This window comes from Azospirillum brasilense, from assembly GCF_008365405.1.
In the GTDB taxonomy this organism is placed as follows: Bacteria; Pseudomonadota; Alphaproteobacteria; order Azospirillales; family Azospirillaceae; genus Azospirillum; species Azospirillum brasilense_D.
Window position 1 is genome coordinate 25183 of sequence record NZ_QOKV01000025.1, and the last position, 17053, is coordinate 42235.

16 protein-coding genes and 1 tRNA gene are annotated in these 17053 nt (G+C 68.7%); 12 read left to right on the forward strand and 5 right to left on the reverse strand.

Features of this window, described 5'->3' with window-relative positions; all coding sequences use genetic code 11:
- Positions 1-161: 161 nt before the first annotated feature.
- Positions 162-962, reverse strand: a complete 801-nt coding sequence (locus DS837_RS26960; RefSeq protein ID WP_149167547.1) for an AraC family transcriptional regulator — start codon at positions 960-962, stop codon at positions 162-164.
- Positions 963-1089: 127 nt separating this feature from the next.
- On the opposite strand from DS837_RS26960, the gene DS837_RS26965 reads away from it, so the two are divergent.
- Both DS837_RS26965 and DS837_RS26970 read left to right on the forward strand, forming a co-directional pair.
- Positions 1090-2295, forward strand: coding sequence for an MFS transporter (locus DS837_RS26965; protein ID WP_149167548.1), 1206 nt, complete (start codon positions 1090-1092; stop codon positions 2293-2295).
- A 144-nt stretch (positions 2296-2439) separates the two neighbouring features.
- A complete protein-coding gene (locus DS837_RS26970; protein WP_149167549.1) occupies positions 2440-2730 on the forward strand; it encodes a hypothetical protein in 291 nt (96 codons plus the stop codon).
- Positions 2731-2808: 78 nt separating this feature from the next.
- On the opposite strand, the gene rraA is transcribed toward DS837_RS26970, so the two are convergent.
- Positions 2809-3306 carry a ribonuclease E activity regulator RraA gene (gene rraA, locus DS837_RS26975; protein WP_149167550.1) on the reverse strand — a complete coding sequence of 166 codons (498 nt, stop codon included), beginning with the start codon at positions 3304-3306 and terminating at the stop codon, positions 2809-2811.
- Between the two features lie 72 nt (positions 3307-3378).
- The gene (locus tag DS837_RS26980) at positions 3379-4407 is read right to left on the reverse strand and encodes an NUDIX hydrolase (protein ID WP_149167551.1); all 1029 of its coding nucleotides are present in this window, start codon (positions 4405-4407) and stop codon (positions 3379-3381) included.
- Between the two features lie 238 nt (positions 4408-4645).
- On the opposite strand from DS837_RS26980, the gene DS837_RS26985 reads away from it, so the two are divergent.
- Positions 4646-5299 carry a DUF47 domain-containing protein gene (locus DS837_RS26985; protein ID WP_149167552.1) on the forward strand — a complete coding sequence of 218 codons (654 nt, stop codon included), beginning with the start codon at positions 4646-4648 and terminating at the stop codon, positions 5297-5299.
- A 4-nt stretch (positions 5300-5303) separates the two neighbouring features.
- Positions 5304-6311, forward strand: coding sequence for an inorganic phosphate transporter (locus DS837_RS26990; protein ID WP_149167553.1), 1008 nt, complete (start codon positions 5304-5306; stop codon positions 6309-6311).
- A 129-nt stretch (positions 6312-6440) separates the two neighbouring features.
- Here the strand turns inward: DS837_RS26990 and DS837_RS26995 are convergent.
- Positions 6441-6515 (reverse strand) — tRNA-Gly (locus tag DS837_RS26995).
- Between the two features lie 376 nt (positions 6516-6891).
- Between DS837_RS26995 and DS837_RS27000 the strand changes: the two genes are divergently transcribed.
- Positions 6892-9945, forward strand: coding sequence for an ATP-binding protein (locus DS837_RS27000; protein WP_170295992.1), 3054 nt, complete (start codon positions 6892-6894; stop codon positions 9943-9945).
- A gap of 16 nt (positions 9946-9961) precedes the next feature.
- Here the strand turns inward: DS837_RS27000 and DS837_RS27005 are convergent, their stop codons facing one another.
- Positions 9962-10270 carry a ribbon-helix-helix domain-containing protein gene (locus DS837_RS27005; protein WP_149167555.1) on the reverse strand — a complete coding sequence of 103 codons (309 nt, stop codon included), beginning with the start codon at positions 10268-10270 and terminating at the stop codon, positions 9962-9964.
- Positions 10271-10501: 231 nt separating this feature from the next.
- Between DS837_RS27005 and DS837_RS27010 the strand changes: the two genes are divergently transcribed.
- The 7 genes from DS837_RS27010 to DS837_RS27040 all read left to right on the forward strand — a co-directional run bounded on the left by DS837_RS27010 (position 10502) and on the right by DS837_RS27040 (position 16834).
- Complete coding sequence (locus DS837_RS27010; RefSeq protein WP_149167556.1) at positions 10502-10696, forward strand: hypothetical protein; 195 nt, start codon at positions 10502-10504, stop codon at positions 10694-10696.
- A gap of 178 nt (positions 10697-10874) precedes the next feature.
- Complete coding sequence (locus tag DS837_RS27015; RefSeq protein ID WP_149167557.1) at positions 10875-12149, forward strand: YcaO-like family protein; 1275 nt, start codon at positions 10875-10877, stop codon at positions 12147-12149.
- Between the two features lie 28 nt (positions 12150-12177).
- Positions 12178-12945, forward strand: coding sequence for a TfuA-like protein (locus tag DS837_RS27020; RefSeq protein WP_149167558.1), 768 nt, complete (start codon positions 12178-12180; stop codon positions 12943-12945).
- 56 nt (positions 12946-13001) lie between these two features.
- Entirely contained in the window at positions 13002-13712 is a 711-nt protein-coding gene (locus tag DS837_RS27025; protein ID WP_149167559.1) for a Crp/Fnr family transcriptional regulator, read from the forward strand.
- Positions 13713-13816: 104 nt separating this feature from the next.
- Positions 13817-14203: a ribbon-helix-helix domain-containing protein gene (locus tag DS837_RS27030; RefSeq protein ID WP_149167560.1), complete on the forward strand. Its 387-nt coding sequence runs from the start codon at positions 13817-13819 to the stop codon at positions 14201-14203.
- A gap of 215 nt (positions 14204-14418) precedes the next feature.
- The gene (locus DS837_RS27035; RefSeq protein ID WP_149167561.1) at positions 14419-16461 is read left to right on the forward strand and encodes an MASE3 domain-containing protein; all 2043 of its coding nucleotides are present in this window, start codon (positions 14419-14421) and stop codon (positions 16459-16461) included.
- Positions 16439-16834, forward strand: coding sequence for a response regulator (locus DS837_RS27040; RefSeq protein ID WP_247890155.1), 396 nt, complete (start codon positions 16439-16441; stop codon positions 16832-16834). The genes DS837_RS27035 and DS837_RS27040 overlap by 23 nt, the downstream gene beginning before the upstream one ends.
- The last annotated feature ends 219 nt before the right edge of the window (positions 16835-17053 follow it).

Below are 17053 nucleotides of genomic sequence, written 5' to 3' on the forward strand. Positions count from 1 at the left end.
GGATCGCTCCGGCGGGGCTTTTCTTCTTCGACTTCGAGATTTGAACCACAGAGACACGGAGACACAGAGAGTTTCAGGCTACGCGCCATTGCCTCTCTGTGTCTCCGTGTCTCTGTGGTTCAACTTTCTTAAATGCCAAGACCCGCCAATTTTGAGCAGCTTCAGGCCGAACGTTTCGCGCCATGAGCACCAGCCCCCGCCAGATACGCCCTCGGCGACGCTCCCAGCATCCGCTTGAACATCGTCGTGAAGGCCGCTGGGTTGTCGTAGCCGAGGTCCAGCGCCACCGTCGTTACCGGAACCCCGGCGACCAGCCGCGGCAGGGCGGACACCAGGCACGCCTGCTGGCGCCATTCGACGAAGCTCAGCCCCGTCTCGCGCCGGAACAGCCGTGTGAAGTTGCGGCGGCTCATGCCCAGCCCGTCGCTCCACGCCTCGATCGTCGCCTGGATCGTCGGCTCCTGCAGGAATCGCCGGCAGCGTTCCGCCAGGGCGGCGTGGGCGGGAAAGGGCAGCGACAGCGGCTCCACCGGAAGCCGCCGCATCTCGTGCAGAAGCAACGCCATCACCGCGCCGTCGTGGCTGTCCGGATCGTAGTCCACCGGCACGTCGATCGCCCGCGCGATCAGGCTGCGGAAGAAGGGCGACAGAGCCACCACCTCGCAGCGGCCCGGCATGGTGTCGGCCAAGGCAGGAGCCAAATAGAGGCTCTGCGTCTTCACCATCCCGATCATGCGGACCTCGTGGGGAACCTCCGGCGGAATCCACAGACCGCAATGGGGCGGCATCACCCAGCGCCCCTGGGCGGTGGACAGCACCAGCGTCCCCGTCGCCCCGGACAGCAACTGCCCGCGCCGGTGCGTGTGGGCGGCCAGCCGGGTGCCGTCCGCGTGATCCTGCCCCAGGGCGATCAGCGGGCGGGGCGACTCCTCGACCGTGTCGATGCGCAGGTTCCGGACCATGGCCCAGTCTCGTAAGAAATCGGCCTGACCGCGGTGGCAGGCCGTCGCGGCTCACCATAGGCTGTTGCCCCACACCAAGCAACGCGCCGCCCGCCCGCCGGCCAAGCGCCAAAAAAGGCTTCCTTTCGTGACCGATACCACCCTGTCCCGGCCCAAGGCCGGGGGAACGGCCCTGCCCGTCCTGGGGACGATCAGCGTCTGCCATCTGCTGAACGACCTGATCCAGTCCCTGCTGCCCGCGATCTACCCGATCCTGAAGGGCGGGTTCGACCTCAGCTTCGCGCAGATCGGCCTGCTCACCCTGACCTACCAGATCACCGCCTCGCTGCTTCAGCCGATCATCGGGCTCGCCACCGACCGGCGGCCGGCCCCCTACTCGCTGACCATCGGCATGGGGGCGTCGCTGGTCGGACTGGTCACGCTGGCCTTCGCGCCGAACTACGCGGCGCTGCTGGTCGGGGCGACCCTGCTGGGCTTCGGCTCCTCCGTCTTCCACCCCGAGGCGTCGCGGATCGCCCGGCTGGCCTCCGGCGGGGCGCACGGGCTGGCGCAGTCGCTGTTCCAGGTGGGCGGCAACGCCGGCTCGGCGCTGGGGCCGCTGCTGGCCGCCTACATCATCCTGCCGCGTGGGCAGGAAAGCCTGTCCTGGTTCGCCCTCGCCGCCTTGGGCGGCATGGTGCTGCTGACCGGCATCGGGCGCTGGTACGCGCGCAGCGACCACGCCCGCCCGGTCCGCCGCGGCGCCGCGGTCCGTCACCCCGGCCTGACCCACGGGCAGGTGAACCGGGCGCTGGCCGTGCTGATGGTGCTGATCCTGTCCAAATACGTCTATCTGGCCTGCCTGACCAGCTACTACACCTTCTTCCTGATGGAGCGCTTCGCCATGGCGCCGGACTCCGCTCAGCTCTGCCTGTTCGTCTTCCTGGCCGCGGTGGCGACGGGAACGATCATCGGCGGGCCGGTCGGCGACCGGATCGGGCGCAAGACGGTCATCTGGGTGTCGATCCTCGGCATCCTGCCCTTCACGCTTCTGCTGCCCCATGTCGGGCTGACGGCGACGGTCGCCCTCAGCGCGGTGATCGGGCTGGCCCTGGCCTCGGCCTTCCCCGCCATCATCGTCTACGCGCAGGAGCTGATGCCCGGCCGGGTCGGCATGGTCTCCGGCCTGTTCTTCGGGCTGGCCTTCGGCATCGGAGGCATGGCCGCCGCCGGGCTCGGCGTCCTGGCCGATTGGAAGGGCATCGGCTTCGTCTTCCAAGCCTGCTCGGTCGTTCCCCTGCTCGGCCTGTTCGCCGCGCTGCTGCCCAACGTTTCCCCACACAAGGCCTCCTGAACCGCAAACGAGCCGATGTGAGCCCGCCGGACGGGTCTCCGCTCCACCATCCGGAAAAAGGTTGTTTCGGCCTCGACAGGCCGGGCCGCCGTCGTCCAGACTGCCTCCCCAAATAGAACGACAAACAACTAAGGGGAGGCAGGGATGGCGGCGGTTCCGTCCGGGATGGTGTTCGAGAATCCCACGAACGGCCAGCGGGAGGCGGTGACCAACCGCGAGATCCTCTGGGCCTTTCTGCTCGGCCCGGTCTATTTCGCGAAAAAGGCGGAATGGCTGCACGCCGCGATTCATGCGGCACTGATCCTCATCTCCATCCCGTTGTGGCCCACCGGCGTTCTGATGACTTTGGGTGTCTGGGTCGGCTACGCCTGCGCGGCGCCGACGATCCTGGAATACCGGTACCAGAAGATGGGGTGGGAGAAGGTCGCGGGCTGAGGTGTGAGGGGGCGCCGTCGTTGGCACCCCCACCCAACCCTCCCCCGCGTGGCGGGAGAGGGCTTTCGATCGGCCGGGTCAGGCGGTCGCGCCGAACTCCTCGGGCGTCAGCACCAGCACGCCGTCCTCGTCGGCGAAGACCAGATCGCCGGGATTGATGCGGATGCCGGCCAAGGTCACCGGCAGATCCTTCTGGCCCTCGCCGTTGCGGACGGTCTTGCGCGGGATCGCCGCCAGCGCCTTGATGCCCAGGTCCAGCGTGGCGAGCACGGCGGCGTCGCGGACGCAGCCGTGGATGACCACGCCCTCCCAGCCGTTCTTCACCGCGTCCTTGGCGATCAGGTCGCCCATCAGGGCGGCGCGCAGGCCGCCGCCGCCATCCACCACCAGCACCTTGCCCTGCCCAGGCGTGCCCAGCGTCTCCTTGACGCGGGAATTGTCCTCGAAGCACTTCACGGTCACCGCCGCGCCGCTGAATTTGCAACGCCCACCGAAGTCGCGGAAGACGGGGTCGGCGACGCGGGCGGTCTTCTCGAACCGGTCGTAGAGGTCGCAGGTGCTGTCGAAGTCGGTCATGCGCGTTCGCTCCCCTTCTTGGGCTTTGGTGGCCTTGGCTTTGACAGCAGGATACCCCCAGATCGGCGATGGTCAATCCTCCGGGGCGGCAATGGCGCCCGTGCTCGTGCGTTCCAGGATAGCGCTGCGGCGGAAGCGGTAGAGTTCGGCGGGGCGCCCGCCGGTCTGGCTCTCATACTGGCCGGTCGGCTCCACCAGCCCGCCGGAGATCATCAGGCGCCGGAAATTCTGCTTGTGCAGCCGCTCGCCGGACAGCGCCTCCACCACCTGCTGAAGCTGGTGGAGGGTGAAGGTCGGGGGCAGCAGTTCGAACACGATGGGGCGGTATTTCAGCTTGCCGCGCAGACGTTCCAGCGCCGTCGCCAGGACGCGGCGGCCGTCGCGGGCCATCGGGCGGCCCAGCGCGCGCGGCATCTCCAGCCGCACCGTCCGCTCCTCCACACCCGCCCGGCGGGCGAGGTCGTGGTCGCGAAACGCCTCCACCACCAGCCCGGCCTCGTAGAGCAGCTCGTAGCGTTCCAGCACCCGTTCGGAATCCCAGTCTCCGCCGTCCAGGGCGAAGGCCATGCGGGCGCGCTCGCCGCGGCGGGCGCGGGCGGGCTCATCCGGCGCCGCGGCGATCCAGCGGGCCAGCGCCGGGCGGATCACCGAATCGAGCAGCGCCGGCGGCGAATCGCGCCAGTCCTCCCATGGGAAGAACTCGTACAGACCGCGCCATTCCGCGCCGTCGATGCGCAGCGGCGCCTCGCGCAGCAGCGCCAGATAGCCGACCACCAGCGAGCGCGGACCGCCGAACAGCTCGTGCGGGTCGCGGTAACGGTCGCCGAAGCTGTAGAGCTGCTCGACATAGCGCAGGGTCAGCCCGGCCGCGTCCTCCGCCACCGCGCGCAGGCCGTCCTGAAGGGTGCGGAAGCGTTCGGGATCGAAGGGGGCGCCCGGCAAGGCGTCGCGGTGGGGCGGCGGCTCGTCACCGCGGCGGTGCGATTCGGGGATCTCGAAGCCGCTGCGCACGGTCACCACGCGCGGCTCGGCGCCGTTCGCCGAGGACACGCCCACCGAAACGATGGCCGCCGTCAGGCCAATCTGCGTTTCCCCTGCCACGCGCCACCCGCCTCCCCGCTGCCGATCCGTCGGCGGCAGGATAAGCGGCCCGCCGCGGCAAATCACCGGTCTTTCTGCCGGGCACCCCCGTGAAATCTCGCCGCAAGCCAGCCCGGCATGACACTTTTGTGACTCCCCACAAGCGCCGGGGATGTTACACCAGCCGCGACGCTGAGGCTCGCGCGCGTCCGTGCGGGGTCCCCAGCGGTGCAGGCCGGCGTAAGTTGGAGAACCACGCATGCTGAATTTGTTCCGGGCCCTGATGCCGCGCGAAGAACGGTTTTTCGACCTGTTCGCCGACCATGCCCGGACCGTCGCCACGGGCGCCGAAGCGCTGCGGGCGATGATGGCCAGCGGCCAGGACCTGGAGGAGCGGTTCCAGACCATCCGCCGGGTCGAGAGCGAGGCCGACGCCATCGAGAAGGAGATCCAGCTCGCCGTCCACCGCAGCTTCATCGTGCCCTTCGACCGTTCGGACATCCAGGAACTCGGCAAGCGGATGGACGACGTGCTCAACCTCATCGAGGAGACCGCGCGTCACCTCGTGGAGGCGGGCTTCACCGACTACACGCCGGAAATGCACGCCCAGGCCGACGCCATCGTGCGCTGCACCGCCCGGCTGAGCGCGGGCATTCCCCTGCTCCGCGACATTCCCAAACACGTCGAGCAACTCCACGCGATGACCGCCGAGGTGTCGCGGATCGAGAGCGAAGGCGACCGGCTCCTGCGCGAGGCCAAGCACCGGCTGCGCGACGAGAGCGGCGGGCTCGACGCCCCCATCACCCATCGCCACGCCCTTCAACGCGAGATCATCGAGCTGCTGGAACGCGTGCTCGATGCCTGCGAGGACGTGGCCGACACCATCGACGGCATCATCGTCGAACAGGTCTGATCCCATGGAAGCCGCTACCCTCGCCCTGCCCATCCTCATCGGGCTGATCGGCGTCGCCCTCCTCTTCGATTTCCTCAACGGGCTGCACGACGCGGCCAACTCCATCGCAACGGTCGTCTCCACCCGCGTGCTGTCGCCGCGGACCGCCGTCGCCATGGCCGCCTTCTTCAACTTCATCGCCTTCCTGTTCTTCGGGCTGCATGTGGCGACCACCATCGGCACCGGCATCGTCGGGGCGGGGGTGGTGGACCCGCACGTCATCTTCGGCGCGCTGATGGGCGCCATCGTCTGGAACGTCTTCACCTGGTGGCTGGGCATCCCGTCCAGTTCCTCCCACGCGCTGATCGGCGGCCTCGTCGGGGCCGGCGTGGCGAAAGCGGGGCTGGACGCCGTGGTGGTGTCCGGTCTGGCCAAGACCGCCGCGGCCATCGTCGTCTCGCCGGTGGTCGGCTTCCTGCTGGCCAGCGTGATGATCGTGACGGTGTCCTGGCTGTTCCGGCGCACCACCCCCTTCGCGGTCGACCGGCTGTTCCGTCACCTGCAGATCGGCTCCGCCGCTCTCTACAGCCTGGGACACGGCGGCAACGACGCGCAGAAGACCATGGGCATCATCGCCGTCCTACTCTATTCGCAGGGCATGCTGGGGCCGACCTTCTACGTGCCCTTCTGGGTGGTCATCACCTGCCAGGCCGCGATGGGGCTGGGCACGCTGTTCGGCGGCTGGCGCATCGTCAAGACCATGGGGTCCAAGCTGACCGACCTGAAGCCGGTCCAGGGCTCCTGCGCAGAGACGGGCGGGGCGATCACCCTGTTCGTCGCGACGTGGCTCGGCGTGCCGGTCAGCACGACCCACACCATCACCGGCGCGATCATCGGCGTCGGCGCCGCCCGCCGCACCAGCGCGGTGCGCTGGGGGCTGGCGCAGGGCATCGTCATGGCCTGGGTCATCACCCTGCCGGCGACCGCCATCGTCGGCGCGGTGTTCTACGAGCTGTCGCGAGTGCTCTGGTAACAACCCCGGCGCGGCCGGAACACGGCACGGCGGGCCGAAAGGCCCGCCACCCACCGGCCCGGCCGCAAACTCCGAAACGCGAAAAGGGCGGCCCGAGGCCGCCCTTTTTCGTACCATCCGCGCTGAAAATGGAGCGGGCGAAGGGATTCGAACCCTCGACCCCAACCTTGGCAAGGTTGTGCTCTACCCCTGAGCTACGCCCGCGCCGCTCCAGCGGAGGAGCGCCCGTATACGCCCCGGCGACGGCCAAGGCAAGCCTTATTTTTCACAACCGCCTCAACCCCTGCGGCGACCCAGGGCAGGCACGGCAGGAATGCAGGCCGGGACACGCCGCCGCTTGCCGATTGCACGAGGAAACATACCAACATATGTTAGGCTGAGTCTGTCGGAGTGAAATTATCCATCTCTTGTTTTGAATGTCTGCGCATTCGAAATTGTTTCCTCTAACATGCCGATGACGCTCCGCAGGGGGGCTTCGATGGCCGGAACGGACATGGACTTGGGCGAATCGCAATCGATGCCCACGCCGTCACCTCGGGGGGCGCCTCAGGAGGCGCCTCAGGAGGCGTCGTGCCGACCCATGCCCGCCGCCGACGCACCGGACGGCGGACCGGCCCGGCGCAACAGCGCGGAACGCAAGGTCGTGAGCGTGCTGTTCGCCGACATCGTCGAATCCTCCAGCATGGTGTCGGGCCGCGACCCGGAGGAGGCCGACCAGACCCTTCTCACCATCCTGCAAATCCTGACCGATGCGGTGGAACGCTATGGCGGCACGGTGGCCCAGGTTCTGGGCGACGGCATCATGGCGGTGTTCGGCGCCCCCTCCGCTCAGGAGGACCACGCGCTGCGCGCCTGCCTCGCCGCGCAGGACATCGCCCGCTCGGCCATCGATTCGGACGAGTTCAAGATGCGGATCGGCATCAGCTCCGGCGAGGTGGTCGCCCAGATCATCGAGACCGGCGTCTGGACCGACTACCGCACGGTGGGCGAAACCGTGCATATCGCCGCCAAGCTGCAGCAACGGGCGCAACCCAACAGCGTGCTGCTGAGCCGCGAGACGTTGGACCTCGTGCCGAAGGGCCTGACCGTTCGCCCGGCGGGAACGCTGCGCCTGTCCGCCACGGCGGAGCCGGTGACCGCCTTTGCCCTGGAGGCGGCGCGGGCGATGCGGCGCACGGCGATGGACCTGCTGTCCGCCGAAGGCACCCTGTTCGTGGGGCGGCAACCCGAACTGGCGGTGCTGACTGGCGCGATGCGGCAGGCCGAGCGGGGACGCGGTGCCTGCGCCATCCTGATCGGAGAGGCCGGCATCGGCAAATCCCGGCTGACCGGAGAGCTGATGCGCCGTCCGGAGGCGGCGGCCTTCACCATCGCCATCTGGCCGCAATTCCCGATCCGCCGCCTGGGCGACCCCGACGACCTGGAGGCGGCGGCCCGGTCCCTCGCCCTGTCGGTCTGTGGGGCCGTGGATGGCCCGGCGATGGATGGCCCCGTACTGGATGGCTTGGCGGTGGCGCGCCTGACCGCCGCCGCGGCGCGCAACGGTGGCGAGTTGGCCGGCGAGGCGATGCGGGAACTGCTCGGCCAGCCTTCCGTCCATCCGCTGTGGCAAGGGCTCGACCCCGCCCAGAAGGCCGATTTCAGCGTCGAGGGCCTGGTCGCGGCGATCCGCGAGCTGTCGGTGGAGCGCCCGCTGCTGATCCTCGTCGAGGACGCGCATTGGACGCGCGGGCTGACCAACCGCCTGTTGGATGCCTTGTCCGAGGGGGTGGAGGACTCCCGGGTCTTCGTCCTGGTCACCTCACGGCCGGACACGCCGGGCGGTTGGACCGCGCCGGACTCCGTCCACGCCCTCGCGCTCGAACCGCTGGAGCCGCTGCAGGCCGACGAGTTCCTGGACCACTGGCTGGGCCACAGCCCGTCGCTGGCCGACCTGAAGGCGCGCGTCGCGGCGCAAAGCCAGGGCGTGCCGCTCTATCTGGAGGAATCGCTGCGCACGCTGGAGACGACCGGGGCCATCGTCGGCAGTCCGGGCCGCTACAGCCTGGGCAAGGCGGACGCCAGGATGGCCCTGCCGGCCACGGTGCACGGCTTGCTGGCCTCGCGGATCGACGCGCTGGAGCCCGGCCCGCGGCGGGTGCTGATGCACGCGGCGGTGATCGGCACCTCGGTCGATCTGGGCCTGCTGCGCGCGGTGTCTCCCATCCCCGCCGCCGAACTGCCTTCGGCTCTGTCCCGGCTGGAACAGAGCGGCTTTTTCGCGCGCTCCCGCCTGCTGCCGAACCTGGAGCTGACCTTCCGCCATGCGCTGGTCCAGGAGGTCGCCTACGCCACCCTGACCAAGCGGGAGCGCCAGCCGCTGCACGGGCGCGTTTTGCATGCCCTGCGGCGGCGGTCCGACCGCAACCTGCCGAACCGGGCGGAGCTGATCGCCCATCACGCCTTCTACGCCGAGGATTGGCCGCTCGCCTGCGCCTATGGCCGCCGGGCCGGGCGACGGGCGGAGATGCGCTGCAAGCATTTCGACGCCGGACGCTTCTACGAGCAAGCGTTGAAGGCTCTGGACCACATGCCCGACACCCGCCGCAACACCCAGCGGCGGATCGACCTGTGGGTCGGTATTCCCCTTGTCCTGCTGCCGCAGGGGCGCCAGCTGGCCGGCGACCCGCTGGAGGAGGCGCGGGACATGGCGTTGGGCATCGACGACCGCATCCGCTACGCCCGCGCGACCTCGCTCAAGGCGTCCTTCCAGTGGGTCTACGGCGTGCTCGACGGCGCCATCGCGCTCAGCCGCAGCGCGCTCGACCATCTGGGCAACCAGGGGACGATGGAACTGCGCATCCAGGGGCTGATGCGGCTGGGCGGCATGCTGGTGGACAAGGGGCATTTCCCGGAAGCCCAGGAGAAGCTGGAGCAGGCACGCACCCTGGCGCTGGCCCATGCCCCCCGCGCGCGCTTCGGCCTGACCGCGGTGGCGGTCGCCATCACCGCCGCCTACCAGGGCCGCTGCCTCGCCGAACTGGGGCGCGACGACGAGGCCGTCCGGGTGATGCACCACGCGCTCGACATCGCGGAAGAGGTCGGGCACGCCTTCTCCGTGTCTTCGGTGAAGGTGCATCTGGCGCTGGTCCACATCATCGGCGAGCGCTTCGCCGAGGCCCTGCCTCTGCTGAAGGACGCCGTAACGATCACCGAGGCGACGCGCCTGCACATCTTCCAGCCGATCACGCTGGGCGCGCTGGGCTACGCCATCGCCCGCACCGGCGGTGCCGCGGAGGGTGCACGGCTGCTGAACGCCAGCCTGGAGCAGGCGCACATCCTGAACCACTCGCTGCCCAGGCCGCGGATTTTGAACTGGATGTCCGATCTGGCTCTGGAAACGGCACAGCACGACACCGCGATCGGCTGCGCCGCCAACGCGCTGGGCATCGCGACGGACGCCGGACAACTGTCCGAGCAGGGTTGGTCGCACTTCGCGCTGGCCCAGGCCTTCACCGCCACCGGCCAGCACCGCGAAGCCATGGAACATCTGGCGGCTGCCGAGACAATGAGCCGCCAGCTGTCCATGTTGCCGCTCGCCGACCGCTGCCGGGCCTTCCGCCGCTGCCTCGCCGCGTCCGACCTGAACCGGTGAACGCTCCGCCGGAGCGTCAGGCGACCAGCGTGGTGCTGCCCGCGGCGGTGCGGCGGAAATGGTCCAGCACATAGACCCGGACGCTGGTGGCGAAGGGGATTCCCTCCGTCCGGCCGTCGTGGATGTCGGCGCACAGCGCCTCCAGCGACTTGCCCTGGGACTTGGCGATGTCCTTCAGCCCGTCCCAGATCGTCGCCTCCAGCCGCAGGCTGGCGCGGCGCCCCCCGATGGTCAGCGAGCGAGTCACCACGGCGGGCGGAGCCGTGAGCGAGCTGAGGTCGGCCATCTCGTCGAGGCTGCGGGGAATGCGGCGGTCCAACTTCATCGGTACGCTCCTGTCTCGGCTGGCCGGTTCTCGGCTTGGCGAATTTTTCCCGGGCCACCGGAATTTTTCCGGGACTAAACATACGCGTGTGCGTGTGTAAGCGATTTTTACCCGGGCACGGGGCGTCCGGCATGTGAAGTTCTTCACAGTCCGGACGGGGCATTCCAGCCAAGGTTTCGACATACCGCAGTATTCGCGGTTTTTCGAAACCCACGCCCAGGAGCTGTTCCCATGACCGCCATCATCGACCAGACCGCCCTCATCCGTGGTGCCGACGGCCGTCTCTTCGCCGTGACCGCCCAGGGCGTGACCGAGGTTGCCGAGCAGACCACCGCGCTGACCGCCGCCGCCCGCATCGGCGACCGCCGCGCCTTCAACAGCGACGACCACGAGGCCGCCCGCCACGCGATCACCCCGGGCCTCTGATCGGCGGGGCGAACCTGCAGGGCCCACTGCTCGGGCCTGTTCTTCGGGCCGTGGCGGCCGGCGTTTTCCCTGACCGGCCTGCCACGGTCCCCGCCCGCCCCTTCGTCCTTCGCCGGTTTTCCGTCCGGCTCAACCACGGGCATACCAAGTCGGCATCCTACGGCGGAGACCCTCTTCCATGCCCCTCGATTTCGTCCGCGGCATCGCCCGGGACCCGGCCATGTCCGACCAGCCGCTCAAGGTCCACACCACCGGAACCCACCGGATCGCCACGCCGGACCAGACTCTGGCCCGCGTCACCCCCTTCCTTCCCGTCATGGGCATCACGCGGGTGGCGAACGTCACGGGGCTGGACAGCGTGGGCATCCCGGTCGTGATGGTGACCCGGCCGAATTCCCGCTCCATCTCCGTCGCCCAGGGCAAGGGCGTGACGCTGGCCGCCGCCAAGGCGTCGGGTGTCATGGAGTCGATCGAGAGCTACCACGCCGAACGCATCACCCTGCCCCTGAAATTCGCCAGCTACGACGAGCTGCGCTGGACCCATCGGGTGGTCGATGTCGCCCGCCTGCCGCGGCTGTCGACCAGCGCCTTCACCCCCCACACCCCGATGCTGTGGATCGAGGGCGACGACCTTCTGAGCGGCGGACGGAGGTGGGTGCCGTTCGAGACGGTGCATCTGAACTTCACGCTGCCGATGCCGCCGGGGTCCGGCTGCTTCCTCGCCGGGTCGAACGGGCTGGCCTCGGGCAACAGCCTCGCCGAGGCGACCGCGCACGCCATGACCGAACTGGTCGAGCGCGACGCCGCCACCCTGTGGCGCCTCGCCTCTCCGGAGGCCCAGGCCGCGACCCGCATCGATCCGGACAGCGTCGCCGACCCGGTCTGCCGCTCGCTGCTCGACCGCTTCGACGACGCGGGAGTCGCGGTCGGCCTGTGGGACATCACCAGCGACATCGGCCTGCCGGCCATCCTCTGCCGCATCGCGACGCGGGAGGACGCGCCGCAGCACAGCATCCGTCCGGCCATGGGCATGGGCTGCCACGCCGCGCGGGAGGTCGCTCTGTCCCGCGCCCTGACCGAAGCGGCGCAGAGCCGGCTGACCTTCATCGCCGGGGCGCGCGACGACATGCCCCGCTCCGAATACGAACGCCACCTCGACCCGGCGCAGCACGCGCGCTGGACGGCGCTGATCACCGAGGACACCGGGCGCCGTGACTTCGCTACCATCCCCAGCCTCGCCGGGCGCACCGTCGAGGAGGATCTGGCCTGCCAGCTCGCCCGGCTGCGCGCCGCCGGCATCGAAGAGGCCGTGGCGGTGGACCTGACCAAGCCGGAGTTCGGCATCGCCGTGGTCCGTCTGGTCATTCCCGGCCTGGAGGGGCTGGACTCCTCCCCGGACTACGCGATGGGCGCAAGGGCGCGCGCCGCGGCCGGCGTCTGGGATCGGGCATAGTGTCGTGAGTGCGAAGGCGGAGAATCCCATGCAGACGCCGGACGGCCTTTACGTCTTCCTCGGCCCCACCCTGCCCCGCGCCGGCGCGTCCCGGATTTTGGACGCCACCTATCTGCCGCCGGTCGCCCAGGGCGACGTCATCCGGCTGTGCGAGCGCAGGCCGCGGGCGATCGGCATCGTGGACGGCTATTTCGAGAACATCCCGTCCGTCTGGCACAAGGAGATCCTGCACGCCATCCACCAGGGGGTGGCGGTGTTCGGGTCCTCCAGCATGGGCGCCCTGCGCGCCGCGGAGTTGCATCCCTTCGGCATGATCGGCGTCGGCGCGGTCTTCGAAGCCTTCCGCGACGGGCGGCTGGAGGACGATGACGAGGTGGCGGTGATCCACGGCCCGGCGGAACTCGGTTACCCCGGCCTGTCCGAAGCCATGGTGAACATCCGCCGCACCCTGGCCGACGCCGCGCAGGAGGGCATCGTCCCCGCCGCCACGGCGCGGCGGCTGGAGGCCATCGCCAAGGCCCTGCCCTATCGGGAGCGCGGCTATGGCCGGGTGCTCCGCCTCGCCGCCGCCGAGGGGCTGCCGGAGGAGGAACTCGCCGATTTCCGCCATTGGCTGCCCAACGGACGGATCGACCAGAAGCGGGAGGACGCGCTGGACCTGCTCCAGACCATGCGCCGCTGGGCCGCGGGCGGCGGGCGGGCGCCCGAGGCGCGGTTCCATTTCGAGCACACCGTCCTGTGGGACCGCGCCCTGCGCGACGGCGCGCCTCTCCAGGCGGCGAATCCGCTGGACTGATCGTCCGCCGGGTGCCATCAACGGTCCGACGGCACTCAACCGGGATCGCGAACGCCATGGCCTTACTGAAGGACGTCGCCGGCATCCTGCGGCGCAACCGAATGTTGGGGGTTCTCGACGACGCCCGGATGCAGGAGCTGGTCGCGCTGGGCCGGGTGTCGCGGTTCAGCGAAAACCAGACCGTCTTCAGCAAGGGCGATCCCGGTGATTGCCTGTACGCCATCATGAAGGGGCAGATCGCCGTCTCGACCTCGTCCGAGGACGGCAAGACGATGCTGCTCAACATCCTGAACCCCGGCGACGTGCTGGGGGAGATCGCGCTGATCGACGGGAAGGACCGCACCGCCGGGGCGACCGCGCTGCGCCCGGCGGAACTGTTCCGCATCGACCGTCCGGAATTCATCTCCTTCCTGGAACGGCACCCCTCCCTATGCATCCGGATGATGGGCGTGCTGTGCGAACGGTTGCGCTGGGTGTCGGAGAACATCGAGGATGCGGTCTTTCACGACGTGCCGCGCCGGCTGGCCCGGCGTATCCTGTTGCTCTGCGATACTTATGGGCAGAAGACGCCCGCCGGCTTGCGGATCAACCAGCCCGTGTCACAAGAAGCCCTGGCGGCAATGCTGGGTGTCACCCGGGAGATGGTGAACAAAAGTCTGCGTGCACTGCGCAACTCCGAGGCTATTACCTATAACAAAGGTTTTATCGTCGTCACCAATCTGTACATGCTGAAGGACATGGCGGGAGAGTCGGGTGACGTGCCGTAAGGCTGCCCTGCACGTCTGAGGAGTTTTATCGTCGCAAATTTTTTCAATCGCGCTATATTGGCTCGTGGTTTCAAACACGGCTGACATTCAAGGAATACAGGGCTATGTCGGGTCAGGATTCGCAGGCGTCCAACGCTCCATCGCCGCTGAGCGCCATCCCGCTGGTGGCGCGCACCGTCAAGCTGTTCGGGCGTCCGACGCAGCTTCGTCTGGAACCCTCCTATTGGGAAGCGTTGGACGACATCTGCCACCGGGAAGACCTGACCGTGGACGAGCTGTGCAGCGACCTCAAGGATCGCCTCGATTCGCAGTCCCGGCGGTCGCGCGGGGTTGCCGTGTCGCTCGCCAACGCGGTCCGTGTGTTCATCGTCGGCTATTACCGCAAGGCGGCGACCGAGAAAGGTCACGACCGCGCCGGCCATGGCCGCGGCGATCCCTTCGTCAGCACGCCCTTCGACCTGCCTCCGGCCCAGCCCGCCAAGGAAGGCTGAGCCCCCGGCGGCATTCCGCTGAACCGCGCGTATGCCGACAACAGGACGGTCTTCGCTCCTCGTCTGTGAGGAATTGCCGCGTCCGATTGAACGACGCAACGTCCGGCTTGCTCCGCGACGGGATTTGGTGTGTTGATCGGTCCAGCGGCATAGCCACGGTCGGCTGACCGGGCCCCCTAGGCCGCCCCTCCCGTCCACCGCGGAGCCGACCGTTCATGAGCGGGATCCAGCCGTCCGCCATCAGACCGACCCTCGCCCGCTGGCTCCGGGACCGTCCCTTCCTGTCCGGCCTTGCCGCCCTTCTGTTCCTCATGGCGGTTCTGGGCACGGTGATGCTCTACAACTACCTGCTGTTCCACCTCTGTGCTGAGCTGTTCGCCGTCGCCATCTCCATGACGATCTTCACGATCGCCTGGAACACGCGCGACACCAACCAATCGCCCTTCCTCGCCTTCGTCGGCCTGTCCATGCCCGGCATCGCGTTGCTGGACCTGCTGCACGCCATTGCCTTTCCCGGCATGAACGTCATCGGCGAGGCCAATTCCAATCAGTCCACCCAGCTCTGGATCGCCGCCCGCGGCCTTCAGGCCATGGTTTTCCTGGCCGCGCCGTTGCTGATCGAGAGGCGGCTGCGCGCGGGCGACGTGCTGCTGATCCAGGCCGCGGCCGTGGCCTGCGCGCTGCTGTCGATCTTCACCTTCGCAATCATGCCGGACAGCTTTGTTCCGGGCGTTGGGCTGACCTCCTTCAAGGTGGGCGCCGAATACACGTTCAGCGCCGCGGCGGTCGTCGCCTGCCTGCTGCTGGGCCGCAAGCGTCGGCAGTTCGAGCCCAGGGTGTTCGGCCTGACCTTCGCCGGCATTGCTCTGCTGGCCCCGCAGGAGCTGATCTTCACGCTCTACACCGACCCCCACGGGGCGATGAACGCGCTGGGTCATTTCATCAAGATCCTGTCCTTCTATTTGCTGTACCGGGCGATCATCGTCACCGCGCTGCAAAACCCCTACGACCTCGCCTTCTACCGGATGCGCCGCAGCGAGGAGGCCCTGCGCGATCATCTGAGCGGGCTCGAATCGCTGATCGCCACCCGCACCGCCGAGTTGCGCGAGAGCGAGGCGCGTTGGCGGGCGCTTCTGGAATGCTCCAACGACTGGTTCTGGGAAACCGACGAGCGCGGGCGCTTCACCGCCCTGTCGCCGCGGGCACAGGAATCCACCGGGCGCGGCGGGGCGGAGCTCCTGGGCTTCACCCACGCGGATCTTCTGGACCGCAACCGTCCGGAAGAGGATTTCCCCGCCCTGGCCGAGGCCTTGCACCGAAGGGAGCCCTTCCGCCGCCTGTCTTTCCCGCTGGCCTCGCCGGGGGGAAGCGCGCGCTGGGTGATGGTCAGCGGCACGCCGCGCTATGACGGCAACGGCACCTTTCTCGGCTACCGCGGCACCACCAGCGACATCAGCGCGCGGCGCCAGTCCGCGGAAGCGGCGCGGCAGAAGCAGACCATGGCGGCGCTCGGCAGCCTCGTCGGAGGCCTTGCCCACGAGATCAACAACCTGTTGCAACCGGTCATCAGCTTGTCCGAGTTGGCCCGCGGCCGGGTCGGAGAGGACCGCAAGCTCCACGCCTATCTGAACGCCATCCACGACAGCGGGGTGAAAGCACGCACAATCATGCGCGACGTCCTCCAGTTCGCCCGCGTCGAGGTGGCCGAGTCGCCGCCGGGCAACCTGGAGGAGGCCGTGCATTCCGCCCTGGAACTCGCCGCCCCCTCGATGCCGGTGTCCGTCGAGGCACGCACGCGGCTGGAGCCCGGCCTGAAGGCGGTGACGATCACCGCGACCGAACTGACCCAGATCCTTCTCAACCTGATCCAGAACGCCCGCGATGCCATGCCGCAGGGTGGCACCCTGACGATCGGCGCCCATTCCCTGAGCCTGAGGGAACGGGAGGCGTCCCGTCGCCAGCTCGGCGAAGGCGACTACGTGCGGCTGACCGTCGCCGACACCGGGACCGGGATGGACGAGGCGACGCGCCAGCGCGTGTTCGACCCCTTCTTCACCACCAAACCGGTCGGGAAAGGGACGGGGCTTGGGCTTTCGGTGGTATATGGTATCGTTAGGAACGGGGGCGGCGACATTCTGGTCGAAAGCACTCCCGGACGCGGAACGTCCTTCATCATCGACCTGCCCACCGCCCCGACCGGCGGACCGGGCCAAACGACACATGGGATGCTGGTTCATGGCGAAGGTGCTGGTCGTTGAGGATTCGGCCGCCGTGCGGCTGGCGGTCACCGAAGTGATCGAACAGGCCGGCCACGATGTCGTGGAGGCGGAAAACGGCCGCGTCGCCATCGCCCTGCTGGACGGCGGGGCGATCTTCGACCTGATCGTCACGGACGTGCTGATGCCCGAGGCCGACGGGGTGGAGGTCATCAAGGCCGCGCGCACCCGCAACCCCGGCGGAAAGGTGCTCGCCATGTCCGGCGGGGCGCCCAACCTGCCCGCGGGCTATGCCCTGAAGATGGCCGAGATGTTCGCGGCGGACGCCGTGCTCTACAAACCCTTCCTGAACGAGGAACTGCGCAAGGCCGTGGCCCGCCTGCTGTCCACGGCGGGGGAGTCGGAACCCGGCTGAAAAGGGGACCGGCTGAAAAGGGGGCCGGCTGAAAAGGGGGCCGGCTGAAAAGGGGGCCGGCTGACAGCGGAGCCATGTCCTCACGCTGTTGCTCCGGACACACGGCAACACCTCCACCGCTCTCCGGCGGCCATCGGTCCCCTTGACCGAAGTTATCCACAAAATGGTGCATAAGATGGTGGATAAGGCTGTTGAACCTTCGGTCCCGCCTGCCCGCCG

What these genes read in the sequence shown, in the direction of transcription:
- DS837_RS26970 (WP_149167549.1), top strand. Translation starts at nt 2,440, where the DNA reads ATGGCGGCGGTTCCGTCCGGGATGGTGTTCGAGAATCCCACGAACGGC.
- DS837_RS27040 (WP_247890155.1), top strand. Translation starts at nt 16,439, where the DNA reads ATGGCGAAGGTGCTGGTCGTTGAGGATTCGGCCGCCGTGCGGCTGGCG.
- DS837_RS27020 (WP_149167558.1), top strand. Translation starts at nt 12,178, where the DNA reads ATGCAGACGCCGGACGGCCTTTACGTCTTCCTCGGCCCCACCCTGCCC.
- DS837_RS26985 (WP_149167552.1), top strand. Translation starts at nt 4,646, where the DNA reads ATGCTGAATTTGTTCCGGGCCCTGATGCCGCGCGAAGAACGGTTTTTC.
- DS837_RS27000 (WP_170295992.1), top strand. Translation starts at nt 6,892, where the DNA reads ATGCCCGCCGCCGACGCACCGGACGGCGGACCGGCCCGGCGCAACAGC.
- rraA (WP_149167550.1), bottom strand. Translation starts at nt 3,306, where the DNA reads ATGACCGACTTCGACAGCACCTGCGACCTCTACGACCGGTTCGAGAAG.
- DS837_RS27015 (WP_149167557.1), top strand. Translation starts at nt 10,875, where the DNA reads ATGCCCCTCGATTTCGTCCGCGGCATCGCCCGGGACCCGGCCATGTCC.
- DS837_RS26990 (WP_149167553.1), top strand. Translation starts at nt 5,304, where the DNA reads ATGGAAGCCGCTACCCTCGCCCTGCCCATCCTCATCGGGCTGATCGGC.
- DS837_RS27025 (WP_149167559.1), top strand. Translation starts at nt 13,002, where the DNA reads ATGGCCTTACTGAAGGACGTCGCCGGCATCCTGCGGCGCAACCGAATG.
- DS837_RS26960 (WP_149167547.1), bottom strand. Translation starts at nt 962, where the DNA reads ATGGTCCGGAACCTGCGCATCGACACGGTCGAGGAGTCGCCCCGCCCG.
- DS837_RS27030 (WP_149167560.1), top strand. Translation starts at nt 13,817, where the DNA reads ATGTCGGGTCAGGATTCGCAGGCGTCCAACGCTCCATCGCCGCTGAGC.
- DS837_RS27010 (WP_149167556.1), top strand. Translation starts at nt 10,502, where the DNA reads ATGACCGCCATCATCGACCAGACCGCCCTCATCCGTGGTGCCGACGGC.
- DS837_RS27005 (WP_149167555.1), bottom strand. Translation starts at nt 10,270, where the DNA reads ATGAAGTTGGACCGCCGCATTCCCCGCAGCCTCGACGAGATGGCCGAC.
- DS837_RS27035 (WP_149167561.1), top strand. Translation starts at nt 14,419, where the DNA reads ATGAGCGGGATCCAGCCGTCCGCCATCAGACCGACCCTCGCCCGCTGG.